Genomic DNA, 16,105 nt, shown 5'->3' on the forward strand with positions numbered 1-16,105 from the left:
GACGATGCGTGCTTCTCCGATTACGCCAACCGTCGACTTCGACGCGGACGGTGAACAGCATGGCTTTCTGAAGCTGCCTTACTCGCGCGACGACTCCGCGTGGGGCGCGATCATGATTCCGATGACCGTCGTGAAGCGCGGCGACGGGCCGACGGTGTTGCTGACCGGCGGCAACCACGGCGACGAATATGAGGGGCCGGTCGCGCTGTCGAAGCTCGCCGGTTCGCTGAAGGCCGCCGACGTGACCGGCCGCGTGATCGTCGTGCCGTTCATGAACTATCCGGCGTTTCGCGCCGGCTGCCGCACGTCGCCGATCGATGCCGGCAACCTGAATCGGAGTTTTCCGGGGCGGCCGGACGGCACCGTCACCGAGAAGATCGCCGACTACTTCCAGCGGCATCTGCTGCCGCTCGCGACACACGTGCTCGACATCCATGCGGGCGGCCGCACGCTCGACTTCGTGCCGTTCGCGGCGATCCACGTGCTGGAGGACCGCGACCAGGAGGCACGGTGCGAGCGCGCGATGCGCGCGTTCGGCGCGCCGTACTCGATGCGCATGCTGGAGCTCGACAGCGTGGGCCTCTTCGACACCGCGGCGGAGGAAGCCGGCAAGGTATTCGTGTCGACCGAGCTGGGCGGCGGCGGTTCGTCGACGGCCGCGAGCGTCGCGATCGCCGAGCGCGGCGTGTATGGATTTCTCGCGCATGCGGGCGTGCTCGCGAAGGATGTCATCGACGGCAACGCGCCGCGCACGACGACGCTGCTCGACATGCCGGACGGCTCGTGCTTCACGACGAGCGAGCATCGCGGGCTGCTGGAGATGTGCCGCGATCTCGGCAGCGAGGTGGCGGCCGGCGACGTGCTTGCGCGCGTGCACGACATCGACCGCACGGGCGTCGCGCCGGTCGAATACGTCGCGCGGCGGCGCGGGCTGCTCGCGGCCCGGCACTTCCCGGGCATCGTGCAGGCCGGCGACACGATCGCGGTTGTCGCCGACATCGTCGAGCGCAACATTCCGGTGGCAGTGTGAGGACGCGCGCGCCGTGATCAAGCTCGACCGATACGACCTGGCGATCCTGCGCATTCTGGAGCGCGATGGACGCATCACGAAGTCGAAGCTCGCGGAGGCCGTGAACCTGTCGATCTCACCGGCATGGGAGCGCGTGCGCAAGCTCGAGGAAAGCGGTGTGATCCGCGGCTATCGCGCGGACGTCGACTGGATCGGTGCGTTCTCGGGCAGCCGCATCGTCGTCGAGGTGACGCTGTCGCGTCATACCGCGCCCGACATGCGGCGCTTCGAGGAACGCGTGAGCGCGGCGCCCGAAGTCGCGCAGTGTTATGCGACGGGCGGCGGCGTCGACTACGTGCTGCATGTGGTCGCGCGCGACATCGACCACTACCAGCGCTTCATCGACGCGTTGCTGATGGAGGACCTCGGCATCGAGCGCTACTTCACGTACATCGTGACGAAGGTCGTGAAGTGCGAATCCGGCGGCGCGCCGGACTGGCTCTGAAACTTCGCGCGAACCCGCGGCAATACGGAAAAAACCGCAAGAAGCGGGCGCCGAAACCGAAAATTCCGCACGCGGCGACACGACAGAATGAAGCTCGTGCCCACCCCAAACGAGGAGACGCAGGATGTTGCCCGGACACCCCGTTCTGTTCAAGTCGACGTGCTATGTCGACGGTCGCTGGATCCACAGCGACAGTGCCGCGACGGTCGCCGTCGTGAACCCCGCCGACCAGGCCGTGATCGGCCATGTACCGATGCTCGAGCGCGCGCAGATCGTCGGCGCCGTCGATGCCGCGCAGCGTGCGTTCGATACGTGGCGCTGGACGCCGCAGACGGTCCGCAGTGCCGCGCTCCTGCGCTGGCATGCGCTGATCCTGCGGCATCTCGACGATCTGGCCTCGCTGCTGTCGCTCGAGCAGGGCAAGCCGCTTGACGAATCGCGCGGCGAGATCCGCTATGCGGCCAGCTTCATCGAATGGTTCGCGAGCGAGGCGAAACGCGTCGCGGGCCGCACGATCCCGACGCATATCGACGGCGCGCATCTCGGCACGGTGATGGAGCCGGTCGGCGTCGCGGCGCTGATCACGCCGTGGAATTTCCCGGTCGCGATGATTACACGCAAGGCGGCCGCCGCGATCGCAGTGGGCTGCAGCGTGGTCGTGAAGCCCGCACACGAGACGCCGTTCTCGGCGCTCGCGCTCGCGCAGCTCGCCGACGAGGCCGGCTTCCCGGCCGGCGTGTTCAACGTCGTGCTCGGCGAGCCGCAGATGGCGATGGAAACGCTGGTCGGCGATGCGCGCGTGCGTGCGGTGAGCTTTACCGGATCGACGCGTGTCGGGCGGCTCGTCACCGAAACCGCCGCTAAGGCAGGCATTCGCAAGATCGCGCTCGAACTGGGCGGCAACGCGCCATTCATCGTGACCGAGGACGCGGACCTCGACCACGCGGTGCGGGTCGCCGTCGGCGCGAAATTCCAGACCTCCGGGCAGGACTGCTGCGCGGCGAACCGGATCTTCGTTTCGCGTCCGCTGTATGAAGCATTCGTCGGCCGCTACGCGAATGCGGTGCGCGAACTGAAGACGGGACCCGCGTTCGAGCCGGGCGTCGACGTCGGCCCGCTGATGCACCAGGCCGCGTTCGATGCGACGGCGGCACGTGTCGACGATGCACGTGCACGCGGTGCGCGCATCGTCGCCGGCGGCCGGCCGCACGCGCTCGGCGGCTGGTTCTACGAGCCGACCGTGATCGCGGATGCCGCACCGGGCATGCGCGTGTACGACGAGGAAAACTTCGCGCCGATTTCGGCGGTGTGCGCGTTCGACACGCTCGACGAGGTCGTGGAGAGAGCGAACGACACCGAGTACGGGCTCGCCGCGTATGTGTGCGCGACGCGCATCGACACCATCTTCCAGCTCGTGCGGCGGCTCGATTTCGCGATGGTGTCGGTCAACGGCGTGAAATTCACCGGTGCGCCGATCCCGTTCGGCGGGATGAAGGCCTCGGGCCTCGGGCGCGAAGGCGGCAGCGAAGGGTTCGAGCCGTTCACCGAAACCAAATATTTTTGCCTCGGCAATCTCGGCCTGCCCGTCGCGGCGTCGGCCTGACTCATTCACAGGAGCCATCATGAAACAATCGATCGACGCACTGCTGCGCGAGGACCGCGCCCACTTCATGCACCCGTCGACGCACGCGTACGACCACGAGACCGGCGCGCTGCCGGGCAAGATCGTGCGCGGCGCCGAAGGCATCCGCATCGAGGATCACCAGGGCAAGCGCTATATCGACGCGTTCGCTGGCCTCTACTGCGTGAACATCGGCTACGGCCGCACCGAAGTGGCCGACGCGATGTACGAGCAGGCGAAGCAGCTCGCGTATTACCACACGTATGTCGGCCACTCGTCGGATGCGATCATCGAGCTGTCGTCGCGCATCATCGACTGGGCGCCGGCCGGGATGAAGAAGGTCTACTACGGGATGTCGGGTTCCGACGCGAACGAGACGCAGGTCAAGATCGTCTGGTACTACAACAACGTGCTCGGCCGCCCGAACAAGAAGAAGATCATCTCGCGCGAGCGCGGCTATCACGGCTCGGGCGTCGTGACGGGCAGCCTCACGGGCCTGCCGAGCTTCCATCAGCATTTCGACCTGCCGATCGATCGCGTGAAGCACACGGTGTGTCCGCACTGGTATCGCAAGGCGCCGGTCGGCATGAGCGAAGCGCAGTTCGTCGCGTATTGCGTCGACGAACTCGAGAAGCTGATCGCGCGCGAAGGCGCCGACACGATCGCGGCCTTCATCGCGGAACCGGTGATGGGCACGGGCGGCATCATCGAGCCGCCGGTCGGTTACTGGCCCGCGATCCAGGCCGTGCTGCGCAAGCACGACATCCTGCTGATCTCCGATGAAGTCGTGTGCGGGTTCGGGCGTCTCGGCTCGAAGATGGGTGCGCAGCACTTCGGCATCCAGCCCGACCTGATCACGGTCGCGAAGGGGCTGACGAGTGCGTATGCGCCGCTGTCGGGCGTGATCGTCGGCGAGAAGGTGTGGGACGTGATCGCGCGCGGCTCGCAGGAGCACGGGCCGATGGGGCACGGCTGGACGTATTCGGGTCACCCGGTGTGCGCGGCCGCGGCGCTCGCGAACCTCGCGATCCTCGAGCGCGAGAACCTCGTCGGCAATGCGGCCGAGGTGGGCGCGTATTTCGGCGCGAAGCTGTGTGATGCATTCGGCGCGCATCCGCTCGTCGGCGAGGTGCGCAGCGTCGGGATGCTGGCCGCACTCGAATTCATGGCCGACAAGGATGCGCGCACGCCGTTCGACCCGGCGCTGAAGATCGGCGCGCAGGTGTCGGCCGCGGCGCTGCAGCGCGGCGTGATCGCGCGCGCGATGCCGCATGGCGACATTCTGGGTTTCGCGCCGCCGCTCGTGATGACGCGTGAAGAGGCGGACGAGATTGTCGGGATCGTGAAGGAAGCGGTGGACGAGGTCGCGGAGCGGAATCTTTCGAGCGTCGCCTGAGTTTCGTCCGGTTCTGATGCGCGCGCAGGCGCGTGACGTGACGCCGTCGCACGGGAGTGCGGCGGCGTATCGTTTTGGGTGTCAATCTACTGACGAGCGGGTTTCGTACAGAAGAATGGCCAAACGCTATCCGGGTGGCACGCTTCGTTCAGACCACTATGTCGCGATCGATCTCGCGAATGGCTACCTTACCGAGCATCGCCATGTTTCGGTCGACTTCGTCCCTGAGAAGGCCGATCGCATGTCTGACGCCCGTCACGCCGCCCACCGCGGCCGCATACATGAACGGGCGGCCTACGAATACAAACTGCGCACCGAGCGCGAGTGCCTTCAGAACATCCCCCCCTCGCCGGATGCCGCTGTCCATCATCACAACGGTCTTGCCGCCCACGGCATCGCAAATCCGCGGCAACACGGCAAGCGGTTCGGCCGCCCCGTCCAGTTGGCGCCCGCCATGATTCGACACGATGATCCCGTCCGCGCCAATCGCGACTGCCCGCAGCGCATCGTCTGCGTGAAGGATGCCTTTGATGACCAGATTTCCGCTCCAACAGTGACGAATTCTTGCAATGTCCGACCATGACAGGTGATCGCGTCCAGTGGTGTCACGTATCGCCGAAGCGGACAGCATTGGCGCCCCTCGTGTCGCGAACGAGTTCTCGAAGTGAGGCATGCCGTGATTGATCAGCGTCCGGGCGAATGTGCCGAGCAGCCAGCGCGGGCGGGTGATGCCGTCCATCGCGAGACGCAGCGACGGACGCAACGGCAGCGAGAAGCCCGTTCGCACGTTGTTTTCGCGGTTCGCCCAAACGGGAATGTCGACGGTGAGGACGAGCGTCGAGAAGCCAGCGGCTTTGACGCGCTCGATCAGGGCATCGCGGTGAGCAGCGTCGCCGGGCAGGTAAGCCTGGAACCAGGTACCCGGTGCCTCGGCATGAACCGTCTCCATCGGAATGAGCGACGAGCCGCTCATGATTGCAGGGATATTCTCATCCCTGGCGGCCGCGGCCAGCGCGACATCGCCTCGATATGCCGAAATGGCACTGATGCCGACGGGTGCGATTCCGAACGGGGAAGAGTAGGTGTGGTTGAAGATCGTCGTCTGCTGCGACCGGCGAGACACGTCGACAAGCACCCTCGTGCGGAACTTCAAGCGTTCGAACGCTGCCCGATTCGCCGCGATCGACATACCGTCCTCCGCCGCGCCGGCAATATAGCCGAAGAGCGGACGCGGCAGAACGCGCCGTGCCGCTCCCTCGAAGTCCGCGAGCGAGAGAATCTGGCGCAGGCGTCGGGGGAGATGCTGTTTAACCTCGTATGCCGCCTGTCCAATCCGCTCGACGCGCGTCGTCTCCTGCACGGTCATGTGCTCCGCGTAGTCTTTCATTTCATCGCCTCACTGTGTTGCATCCAGATCGCTGCGCCAGCTTTCCGCGGCCGTTGTACCGGACACCGCCGGAGAGCCGACGCCGGCGACATCAATACGCAAACGAGCCCCGCTGACGCATCAACTCTCGGAACAGCGCGTCGTTCGGCTGAAATGGCGCTCGCCCGTGGAGGTAGAAATAGTTGTTCAGCACCACCAGACCGCCCACCGGCAAAGACACTTCCTTCGTGCCGGCCGACGCTTCCATCGACTGCGAGAGTGCACGGAGAAACGCTGCTTCTTCGCGGTTGGACGGCTGAACGAACTGGTCGATGAACGAGATCGACAGGCCGAATTCGCTCTGAAAAAACAGCGGCCGTTCGATCTGTTCGGTGACGTTCTTGGAGGTGGATCCCTTGTAAAGGAACGGCCGGGTTCCGAGCTTGTGATTGACGAAGCGATCGCGCTCGTCCCAGTCGTCGATGTGCAGAAACCGCGATTCGCCGCCGACCGCGTTTCGTTCGGCGAATTTCATCATCAACAGCCAGTCCGTTGCATCGCTCACGTACGTACCGTCGGTGTGCATCGTGAACAGCCGGTACGCCTGACGAAGATACGAGTCGCTGGTGTCGGTGTGCTTGACCACGAAGCGGGCGTAATACGTTCCCGACATCGCATCGTGATTGCTCGGGCCAAGGATATGACCGATGGCCGTACCGAACTTCACGAAGTCGGAAGACTCTTGCGAAAGGTCCTCGAGGCCGATGGTGAAGCCTCCGTGCCGACGGTCCTTGACCAGTTCGACGAGCATTTCAGCAAAGTCGTTGCCGAGACGTTCGACCAGCAGATCGGCAAGATGATGGCGCATGAACGGGACGTATTCGAGATTCTGAACGTCGATATTTCGCGCGTCCGCCAGGAACCCCGCGAGCGCGTCGGGGGTAACGGTCACGTGCATGATGCGGTGATGGGTGGGATGCGCAGAGAGGCGGTAAAGCGGCTGCCGGCGCGTGACGGATTCGGGGGTGGCGATCAGGGTGTCCATGTTGTCCTCCTGTTGTTCACGCCTCTATTGAATGCCTCTTCTTTGATATCATCCAGAAGCAATACTTGAATGTTTAGTCGCTTTTGGAGATTAAATGATCGACGCCCGTCAGCTGCGGTACTTCGTTGCCGTCGTGGAGGACCTCCACTTTGCCAGGGCGGCGGATCGCCTGAATGTCGCGCAATCGGCGCTCAGTGCCCAGATTCAACGCCTCGAGCAGGAGATCGGCGTTCGCCTCCTGAACCGGAACAAGCGACAGCCCGTTACGCTGACCGATGCGGGGCGTTTGTTCCACGCCGAAGCGATAGCCGCATTGCGGCATTTCGAGCGTGCGGATCAGGTCGGCCGACTGGCGGCCAGAGGCCTTGCCGGGGTTGTCCGGATCGGATCGGTAACGTCCGGCGTGACTAGCGGCGTGCTGTCCAGAATGCTGCGCCAGTTTCGGATCACGCACGGCGACGTCCGAATCGAGGTCGTGGCGATGGAGACCCCGCGTCAGTTCGAAGCGCTCGCCAGCGGCGAGATCGACGTGGGTATCGTGAGACCCTGGCGCCAGCATCCGGCAGGCATCGTGGCGACAATTGTGCAGACCGAACGTCTTTTGGTCGCGATGGCCGAAGACCACGCACTGGCGGCGAACGCGCACGTGTCGGTCAGCGACCTGAAAGATCAGCATTTCATTGCCCCGCACTTCGACGATGACGACGGCGGATTCAGCGAGGTACTGACCGCGCTGGGCGTAGCGGGGGGCTTCGTTCCCTTTCTGGAGCATCGCGTTCACGATTTCATCGCCGCGATCAGTCTTGCATCGGCTCGCTACGGCGTGGTCGTCGTTCCGGAATCGATGCGCAACTTCACACAGCCGGGGATTTGCTATCGGCCGATCGCGGATTTCGAGTATCCATGCCATCTCGCGATGGCAAGCAGGAAGCGGGAGCTCTCACCCGCGGTTCGCGCATTCGTGAAGGAATCCCTCGCGTTGTTCACGGTTAGTCAGGCTTGACCTCGACACCGCACCGCGCCACACGTCCCCAACTGGCAATCATGTGCGAGTCCTTTGGAATGTTTTGCTAGTGGATTGATCGCTTGAGGCCGCCAGCGTCGACTGGCGTTCATGCCGGCAGTGCCGTGAGCAATTCGGCCGTCGTGACGATCGAGTGGGCGAACGTGGGGCCGTTTAGTTCGTGGGCGGCTCGCATCATTTCCGGCGAGAAGGCGGCAGTCGCGTCGCGCACGAGCGTCACGTGATAGCCGAGCTCCATTGCGAATCGTGCGGTCGATTCGATGCAGGTGTTGGCGAGGAGGCCAACCGTAATGACGTGTGAAATCTTGTGTTGCTTGAGCTGGAAATCGAGGTCCGTGTTGGCGAAACCGCTTTGCGCCCAATGCTCGTTGATGACGACGTCGTTTCCCTGCGGAACAAAATCGGGGTGCCAGTCGCCGCCCCATGTCCCCTTTGCGAAAGACTGGCGCTTCTGGACGATCAGTTGCGTCGGGTTAGGATGATCCCAGTCTTCGTAATCGCCCGGCTGCCAGCGACGATGCGGCACATAGAACACCTGGATGCCGGCTTTGCGTGCGGCGCCCACCGCTGCGCGCAGGTTCTCCAGGAGCCGAACGTCGTTGGCGACTGCCTCGATCATCGGAAAGATCTTGCCGCCATGCGACAGGAAGTCGTTGTACGGGTCGACCAGCAAAAGGCCAGTGTGTTCGGCGTGATAGACGGGGTCCGACATGATGTTCTCCGGGAAGCGATTTGGGGCGGGCATTGAATGCAGGGCCCCGCAGTGCGGAATTTCTGCGCGGCGTCCGACGCTCGCATGCCTCACGAACGAAGTATATATATGAATTTCATAGTTTCAACTCGGGTATCAATGCCATGCCTCGGTTATGGATATTCAGCGCGACTTTTGCCCCGGATATGGGGGCCGTCGCCGCAGAAAAATCCGTGATACTATGAAAAACGTAGTTGCATTGAACGTGGCTGGAGGCGACATGAGACGCAGGGAGAAGGGAGTGACCACGGTGTGTCCGGTGGCGCGATCGACCGAAGTTGTCGGTGACAAATGGACGACGCTCGTGCTGCGCGAACTGTACATGGGCGCAACGCGATTCGAGGAAATCCAGATTCAGACCGAGGCGACGCCCCAGATGCTGGCAACGCGCCTGAAGTCGCTCGAAGCGGACGGGATGGTCGAGCGACATGCGTATCAGGAAAGGCCGCTGCGCTACGAGTACCGTCTAACGGAGAAAGGCCGGGCGTACTACCCGGTGATCCAGGCGCTACGCACCTGGGGCGAGACCTGGTGCAAGAGCAAAGGCGAGGAGGTTGCCGTGCGGTTTACGCATCGTGCGTGCGGGCACGAAGTCGGCCTCGACTATATCTGCCCGTCGTGTGGCGAGTATGTGGAGCGCCGCGACCTCGATGCAACCTTGAGTGCAACGTTCGCTAAAGAGCGCGAGAAACGGCGTGACGCATATCGGGCCGCGAAGGCCCGATCTGATTGATTGAGGTGGCGCGCGGCGGGCTATCGTCCAGGCTGCGCACTGTTCGAGGAAATCGTCAGGGAACGTCTCCGGGCATGAGGTCTTGCTCGCGCATATTGACGCTGCGAGTCGAGATCGCGTCACGCGGTTTCGTCGCGAGCCGTGCTTTGAAGGTCATTTGATTCTGCTGAAGCATTGACGACAACGGCGGCGAGCGAGAGCGAGGCTCCGATCGCGGCGAGGCCGAGCCAGGCAGCCCGCAGGGCTCCCGCGCCGCCGAGTGCCGCACCGAATGCGCCGCCAAGAAAGTACGAAACCATGTACACGGTATTCAGGCGGCTGCGGGCTTCGGGGCGCAGCGCATAGATCCGCGCCTGGTTGGCAATGAAGCTGGCACGATTGCCCAGATCCAGCAATATCATCCCGACGATCAACCCTGTCAGGCTGCGTCCGCCCGCTGCGATAAACGCGAACGCGATGGAAACCGTGAGCGCACCCGCGGTCGCGACACGGCGCGCGCCGATGCGGTCGACGGCGGTACCCACTTGTGCCGAGACTGACAGACCGACAAGCCCGATTAGTCCAAATGCGCCGATCGTGGCGGGACCGTAGTGGTAGGGCGATCGTGCGAGCAGCACCGCGAGCGTTGCCCAGAGCGCGCTGAAGGCGGCGAATACAAGAAACCCCAGCGTCGCGGAGAGGCGAAGCAGCCGCTCCTGGCGGACGAGGCCAGCGAGCGAGTGCATCAACTCGCGATAGCGGATCGCCGCGAGTGAGTTCGACACAGGCAGTTCCCTGATGACCAATAGAAGTCCGATGTCGATGGCGGAAGCGATCACGAATATCGAGCGCCAGCCCCAAAGCGCGCCTACGCCGCCGCTCAGCGTGCGTGCCAGCAGGACACCGGAGGAGAGCCCGCCCAGCAGGGAACCGACCACGCGTCCGCGCGTCTCGGGCGTCGCCATGCCCGACACCGCGGGGATGATGATTTGCGCCGAAATCGACGTCATGCCAACCAGGAAGCTGCATTGCGCGAGCGCGAAGAAGGAGGGTGCCGCTGCGCAGGCGACCAGCGCCACCGCGTTCGCGACAATCGCTCGCGACGCCAGTTTGCGTGGCTGGATACCGTCGGCGAGCGGGACAAAGAGCAGCAGGCCCATCGCATAGCCAAGCTGGGTGAGCGTGGCAATGAGGCTTCCACGCGCCGACGGCACACCAAATGTCGATGCGATTTGCGGCAGCAGCGGCTGGTGGTAGTAGATGGGCGAGACCGCGAGCGCGCAGCAAAGAGCCATCAGAAACACCTGGCGCGGGGAGATCATGGTGCCTTTGCTACGGTAAGAGGGCGGACTTGCGCAGGATTGCGCGGGATTGGCGGCATCGTAGGAGTCCAGAAGGACTGGCGGGCATCGATCGTGAAGGCGATACCAGCCATGCAGGCGAACGACCTACAGGGCAACGCGTGCTCAGGCTTTGGGCAACGCGTCAAGGAGTTCGCGGGTGCTCACGATACTGTGCGCATAGGTTGGCCCGTTCAGTTCGTGTGCTGCGTGCATCGATTCCCGCTTGAGAGCGGCCGTTGCGTCCTTCACGAGCGTCACATGGTATCCAAGCTCCGTCGCATATCGCGCCGTAGCTTCTATGCAGGTGTTGGCCAGCAGGCCGACGATCACCACATGCGTGATGCGATGCTGCTTGAGCTGGAAGTCGAGATCCGTATTGGCAAAGCCACTTGAGCCCCAGTGTTCGTGTGCCACGATGTCGCCCTTTTGCGGCGCGAAATCGGGGTGCCACTCGCCACCCCACTCGCCTTTGGCGAAGTGATGACCGTCCATGATCTTGCGCTGGCTCGGGCTCGGATGATGCCAGCACTGATAGTCGCCCGGCTGCCACCGGCGATGCGGTACGTAGACGACCTGGATACCGGCATTGCGGACGGCTTCGTTGATGAGTCGCAGGTTGGCTAGCAACCCGACCTCTTCAGCGACGGCCTTGACGAAGGGCCAGACTTTGCCTTCTTCCGCCAGGAAGTCGTTGTAGGGGTCGACAAACAGTAGTGCTGTCGAGCTGGCCTCGTAGACGAAGTGACTCATTGCATTTCTCCGGAAGTGGCGCGCACCAAAACGGTGATCTGACATGGCTTGCCCTTGGTCCGGACATGCGCGTGGCTCGCGATACCGATTCAATCAGGGATGAAGCCTCTCTGATCAGGCATTGTATATATGAAAATCATAGTGTCAAGATTGGTGAGAATCCCATGTCAGGATGATGGGCTTTTTAACGCGATCGATGGGAAAAAGAAGGGTTTACGCGCACGGAAAAATGTTGCTACTATGAAAAACATACTAACAAAATCGAGGCAGCGCATCGCACTGGCATGGACGGCGCATCTCGAGATAGACCGGCCTCATCCATTTCACCCGGCGCTGTGTTCCGGTGCTGCTCGCATTTTTTGGACGAAGCCGCCCACGTGATCGCAGGGCCATACCCAGGAGAGCAACATGCAATACCTCGTGATGATTTCCCGTAGCAAAGACGCATCATCCATGTCGCTTGATAAGGAAGCTATCGAAGCGGAGGCCGAGTTTGTCCGCCAGCTTTACGCTTCCGGGATCGTTCGGCAGATATGGCTGAGGGCGGAAGGCGGAGCCTGCATGCTTTCAGAAGCAGATGACGAAGACGGCCTGAGGCAACTCCTGGATGAACTCCCGCTAGTCAAGGCTGGCTATCTTGCGCAGCCGCAGATCAGCCAATTGCGTTCATATTCGGGTTTTGGTCCCCGTAGTCACTGAGCCACTGTTCCTCGCTTGTGAGACTCGTTCCTTCAGCGCTAACCCGAGCTATCTCCAGAGAGCGGCGCTACATCGGGTTGTCGTTCGCCGCTTCGCAATATTTGCACGCGATAGCGCTCATCATCGACGACCGCGCACACCGACCGCCCGAAACGCGCATCGCCCGCCTCCGTTGCCGGAAGGCGGGCGATGTGAAGGGTGCCGTTTATGGGAAGCCGGACGCGATTCGTCGCGAATGCGTCAACCCACCTGCCCCGGCACAGTCTCCCCGCGCAGCGAGCACCCGCGCGTCTCGATCACCGCCAACAGCGCGACCAAACCGACCGCGCACGCCGCCATCATGTAATACGCGGGAATCATCGTGTTGCCGGTCTTGCCGATCAACCAGTCGTTGACGATCGGCGCGGTGCCGCCGAACAGCGACGTCGACACGTTGTACGCGATCGCCATGCCCGCATACCGCACATGCGTCGGGAACATCGCGGGGAACATCGCGGAAATGGTCGCCAATTGCGGCACGTACAACAGGCCGAGCACCGCGAAGCCGACGAAGGCGCCGAGCACGCCGTGCGTCATCAGCGTGAACATCGGCACGGCCGCGACGAACAGCCCGACGAGCGAGATCCACCACATCGTCTTGCGGCCGACGCGATCCGACAGCCAGCCGGCGAACGGCAGCAGCACCATCATCGCGAGCATGCCGATCAGCGGAATCAGCAGCGACATGTTCTCGCTGACGCCGAGTTCCTTGTGCATGTAGGTCGGCATGTACGCGAGCAGCACGTAGTTGACGACGTTCAGCGCGACGACGAGCCCGCCGAGCAGCACCAGCGGACGCGCATAGCGGACCAGCAGCTGACCGATCGGCAGCGCGGTCGGCGCGGCCTGTTCGCGACGGTGCGCCTGTTCCTCGAGTTCGCGGAACACCGGCGTTTCCTCGAGACGGGAACGCAGATAGAAACCGATCAGGCCGAGCGGCGCCGCGACGAGGAACGGCAGGCGCCAGCCCCATGCATGCATCGCGGAGTCGCCGAGCAGCAGCGCGAAGCCGAGCATCAGCAACGCGCCGAGCGAGAAGCCGGCGAGCGTCGCGAATTCGAGGAAGCTGCCGCACAGGCCGCGTCGCGAGTCCGGCGCGTATTCGGCGATGAAGGTCGCCGCGCCGCCGTACTCGCCGCCGGTCGAGAAGCCCTGAATCATGCGCAGCACGATCAATGCCGCGGGCGCGAGCCAGCCGGCGCTCGCATAGGTCGGCAGCAAGCCGACGAGCAACGTTGCGCCCGACATCGTGAGGACGGTCAGCGCGAGCACGCGCTTGCGGCCGAGACGGTCGCCGAGCGGGCCCCAGAACAGCCCGCCGAGCGGGCGAATCAGGAACGAGATCGCGAAGGTGCCGAGAGCGAACAGAGTCGCGCTGGCCGTATTGCCGGGAAACAGCGCCGCGGAAATGTAGGCGAGCCCGTACGCGTAAATGCCGTAATCGAACCATTCGGTCGCATTGCCGAGGGCGGCGGCCGCGATCGCGACGCGCGGCAGGCTGTGCGGCTCTTCGCCGCGGGAAGCCGACTCGTCCGGAACGGACGCGGCGGCGGAAACGGAAGTCCACGATGGCACGTATCGCATGAGGGATCCTCGCTATCAGCATGCGCCCGGGGCGGGCGCCGACGAGGATCAAAGTAATCCCGCCAATTGGCGACGCCCGATGTCATAGGACGATGTGGGGATCGGGGTTTTCCCGTGCCATGGAGAGTGGCTCGCGACGGCCGTCGCCGGCTCGCCGCGGCGCTGGTCGACGAACGGCTGTAAGCTGCGCGCTGCCACGCAGAATTCATCGGACGGTGCAGCGCGTGGCGTCCCCTTTTTTCATCATTCATCAGGAGCGCATATCGTGGCGACCTACATCGTTTTCACCCGGGAAAGCACGCAGGATCAGCATGAGCTCGACATCTACTCGAGCCAGGTCGGTGCCACTCTTGCCGGCCATCCGGTGAAGGTGCTCGCCGCATATGGGCCGCAGGAAATCCTCGAGGGTGAAGGCCCGGAGGGTGTCGTGATCGTCGAGTTCCCGTCGAAGGAGGCCGCGCACGCGTGGTATCGCGGCCCCGAATACCAGACCGTCGTCCAGCACCGGTTCAAGGGCGCGCGCTATCGCGCGGTGCTGGTCGAGGGCGTCTGAGCGCGGCCGGGCGCGCCGTTTACCGCACTACCGCACGTGCGGCAGCAACGCGCGCAGCCAGTACGCGACGGCCACCGCGCCGCCGTCCGGCGCGCCGATCGCACGTTCGCCCAGGTAGCTCGCCCGTCCCGCGCGCGGCGTCATGCCGGCCGTCTGCTGCGCGCCGTGTTCCGCGGCTTCCACCGCTGCGGCCCACGCGCTCGCATGGTCGCGGTCGTTGTCGAGCGCACGGTCGAACGCATCGGCAGCCGGCACCAGCGCGTCGAGCATCGTGCGGTCGCCGGCACGTGCGCCGCCCAATTCGCTGATCGCGTCCGCCGCAGCGCGCAACGCCGCGGCCCAGTCGCGCGCCGATGGTTCGGCGGTATCCGTCGCGGCGGCGAGCCGCCGCGACGCGCGCAGCAGCGCGGTCGCATAGAACGGCCCCGAGCTGCCCGCGATCGCGCGGCGCAACGCTGCGCCCAGCGCGGCGAGCGCACCGGCCGGCGTGCCGTACGCGGCTTCCGGCAACGCGAGGATCGCCTGTGCGGCGCGCTGCATGCTGGCGCCGAGATCGCCGTCGCCGGCGGCCGTATCGAGTTCGGTCAGCGTCGCTTCGTTGTCGATCAGCGCCTGCGCGACCGCCTGCAACGCCGGCTGCAAGCGGGCAGCCCACGCGCGGCCCGTCGCATCGAGCGGCGGCAGCGGTTCATCCGGCGCGGCTGCCGCGGCCACGCCAACCTGAGTGTTGACGGCGCCGCCGCCCGGCCACGCACGCGCCTGCGTCGGTGCGTCGAGCAGCGCGGCGCGTTCGTCGTTCAGCCGCAGCAGCGAGATCGAACAGCCGGGCATGTTCAGCGCGGACAGGAACGTGCCGGCCCACGCGCGCACGACGGCGATGCCGCGCCGGCTCAGGTTGTCGAACGCGGCGCGCAGCACGATCGCCAGCTCCATGTCGGGCGTCGCGCCGAGACCGTTGACGAACAGCGCGACGCGCTCGCCGCGATCGAGCACGAGATCGGCGACGATGCTCGACAGCAGCGTGTCGACGAGCGCATCGGCCGGCAGCGGCGCGGTGCGTTCGACGCCTTTCTCGCCGTGGATGCCGAGACCGAGCTCGATTTCGTGATCGCCGAGACTGAAGCCGGACTTGTCGGCGCCGGGGATCGTGCAGCCGTCGAGCGCGACGCCCATCGTGCCGAGGTCGGCGGCGGCCTCGCGCGCGATGGCCGCGACGCGGGCGAGCGGCAGCCCGCGCGCGGCGGCCGCGCCGGCCAGCTTGTGGATCAGCACGGTGCCCGCGATCCCGCGCCGCTGCCCGCGCTCGACGCGGCCGCGCAGCGAGACGTCGTCGGCGACGATTACCGTCTCGACCGGAATGCCTTCGGCGCGCGCGAGTTCGGCGGCCAGCCCGAAATTGAGGCGGTCGCCGGTATAGTTTTTCACGACGAGCAGCGCGCCGTTCGGGCCGGCGCTCGCGCGGATCGCGGCGAGTATGGGCGTACAACAAAGTCTGCAGGAACGTAAGAACCGCCGTTCGAGTGCAACAAAGTCTGCGGTAACGGGATAAAACATGGTGCGACGCAGCACCATTTACGAACCGGAAGCTTTCAAGATTCTTGCTCGTGGATCTCGAGACGTGTTCGCTGCGGGTCGTGAGCATCAACCACTCGTCATGTGGTGATTTGGCGCTATACCGCTACGCAGGGATGATTGGTTAATTATCGGA

The 16,105-nt window shown here is 64.4% G+C and carries 14 protein-coding genes and 1 pseudogene; 8 read left to right on the forward strand and 7 right to left on the reverse strand.

Going from position 1 to position 16,105, the window contains the following annotated elements:
* Window positions 1–4 precede the first annotated feature (4 nt).
* The 4 genes from doeB (at window position 5) to C7H84_RS28485 (ending at window position 4,531) form a co-directional block, all read left to right on the forward strand.
* A complete protein-coding gene (gene doeB, locus C7H84_RS28470; RefSeq protein ID WP_121861915.1) occupies window positions 5–1,030 on the forward strand; it encodes a N(2)-acetyl-L-2,4-diaminobutanoate deacetylase DoeB in 1,026 nt (341 codons plus the stop codon).
* A gap of 13 nt (window positions 1,031–1,043) precedes the next feature.
* On the forward strand, window positions 1,044–1,514 hold the full coding sequence (locus C7H84_RS28475) for an Lrp/AsnC family transcriptional regulator (RefSeq protein WP_121861916.1): 471 nt from the start codon (window positions 1,044–1,046) through the stop codon (window positions 1,512–1,514).
* A gap of 124 nt (window positions 1,515–1,638) precedes the next feature.
* On the forward strand, window positions 1,639–3,117 hold the full coding sequence (locus C7H84_RS28480) for an NAD-dependent succinate-semialdehyde dehydrogenase (protein ID WP_121861917.1): 1,479 nt from the start codon (window positions 1,639–1,641) through the stop codon (window positions 3,115–3,117).
* A gap of 19 nt (window positions 3,118–3,136) precedes the next feature.
* On the forward strand, window positions 3,137–4,531 hold the full coding sequence (locus C7H84_RS28485) for an aspartate aminotransferase family protein (protein ID WP_121861918.1): 1,395 nt from the start codon (window positions 3,137–3,139) through the stop codon (window positions 4,529–4,531).
* A 148-nt stretch (window positions 4,532–4,679) separates the two neighbouring features.
* Here the strand turns inward: C7H84_RS28485 and C7H84_RS28490 are convergent, their stop codons facing one another.
* On the reverse strand, window positions 4,680–5,918 hold the full coding sequence (locus C7H84_RS28490) for an alpha-hydroxy acid oxidase (protein WP_240462118.1): 1,239 nt from the start codon (window positions 5,916–5,918) through the stop codon (window positions 4,680–4,682).
* A gap of 91 nt (window positions 5,919–6,009) precedes the next feature.
* Window positions 6,010–6,942: a glutarate dioxygenase GlaH gene (gene glaH, locus C7H84_RS28495; RefSeq protein WP_121861919.1), complete on the reverse strand. Its 933-nt coding sequence runs from the start codon at window positions 6,940–6,942 to the stop codon at window positions 6,010–6,012.
* A 94-nt stretch (window positions 6,943–7,036) separates the two neighbouring features.
* Between glaH and C7H84_RS28500 the strand changes: the two genes are divergently transcribed.
* Window positions 7,037–7,945 (forward strand): LysR family transcriptional regulator, encoded by a 909-nt coding sequence (locus C7H84_RS28500; RefSeq protein ID WP_121861920.1) that lies wholly within the window; start codon window positions 7,037–7,039, stop codon window positions 7,943–7,945.
* Between the two features lie 109 nt (window positions 7,946–8,054).
* Here C7H84_RS28500 and C7H84_RS28505 read toward each other — a convergent pair whose 3' ends face one another.
* Window positions 8,055–8,678 carry an isochorismatase family cysteine hydrolase gene (locus C7H84_RS28505; protein WP_121861921.1) on the reverse strand — a complete coding sequence of 208 codons (624 nt, stop codon included), beginning with the start codon at window positions 8,676–8,678 and terminating at the stop codon, window positions 8,055–8,057.
* Window positions 8,679–8,898: 220 nt separating this feature from the next.
* Between C7H84_RS28505 and C7H84_RS28510 the strand changes: the two genes are divergently transcribed.
* Complete coding sequence (locus tag C7H84_RS28510) at window positions 8,899–9,450, forward strand: helix-turn-helix domain-containing protein (protein ID WP_240462119.1); 552 nt, start codon at window positions 8,899–8,901, stop codon at window positions 9,448–9,450.
* Window positions 9,451–9,569: 119 nt separating this feature from the next.
* Here C7H84_RS28510 and C7H84_RS28515 read toward each other — a convergent pair whose 3' ends face one another.
* A complete protein-coding gene (locus tag C7H84_RS28515; RefSeq protein WP_121861923.1) occupies window positions 9,570–10,751 on the reverse strand; it encodes an MFS transporter in 1,182 nt (393 codons plus the stop codon).
* A 144-nt stretch (window positions 10,752–10,895) separates the two neighbouring features.
* Window positions 10,896–11,522: an isochorismatase family cysteine hydrolase gene (locus C7H84_RS28520; RefSeq protein WP_121861924.1), complete on the reverse strand. Its 627-nt coding sequence runs from the start codon at window positions 11,520–11,522 to the stop codon at window positions 10,896–10,898.
* Between the two features lie 408 nt (window positions 11,523–11,930).
* Here C7H84_RS28520 and C7H84_RS28525 point away from each other — a divergent pair, with 408 nt between their 5' ends.
* Window positions 11,931–12,221 (forward strand): muconolactone Delta-isomerase family protein, encoded by a 291-nt coding sequence (locus C7H84_RS28525; protein ID WP_121861925.1) that lies wholly within the window; start codon window positions 11,931–11,933, stop codon window positions 12,219–12,221.
* A 240-nt stretch (window positions 12,222–12,461) separates the two neighbouring features.
* Here C7H84_RS28525 and C7H84_RS28530 read toward each other — a convergent pair whose 3' ends face one another.
* Window positions 12,462–13,844 (reverse strand): MFS transporter, encoded by a 1,383-nt coding sequence (locus C7H84_RS28530; RefSeq protein WP_121861926.1) that lies wholly within the window; start codon window positions 13,842–13,844, stop codon window positions 12,462–12,464.
* 265 nt (window positions 13,845–14,109) lie between these two features.
* Between C7H84_RS28530 and C7H84_RS28535 the strand changes: the two genes are divergently transcribed.
* On the forward strand, window positions 14,110–14,397 hold the full coding sequence (locus C7H84_RS28535; protein WP_121861927.1) for a DUF1330 domain-containing protein: 288 nt from the start codon (window positions 14,110–14,112) through the stop codon (window positions 14,395–14,397).
* A 27-nt stretch (window positions 14,398–14,424) separates the two neighbouring features.
* On the opposite strand, the pseudogene C7H84_RS28540 reads toward C7H84_RS28535, so the two are convergent.
* Window positions 14,425–15,873, reverse strand: a pseudogene (locus tag C7H84_RS28540) (dihydroxyacetone kinase family protein); the annotation flags it as partial.
* Between the last annotated feature and the right edge of the window lie 232 nt (window positions 15,874–16,105).

Source organism: Burkholderia sp. Nafp2/4-1b (assembly GCF_003635165.1).
GTDB lineage: Bacteria > Pseudomonadota > Gammaproteobacteria > Burkholderiales > Burkholderiaceae > Burkholderia.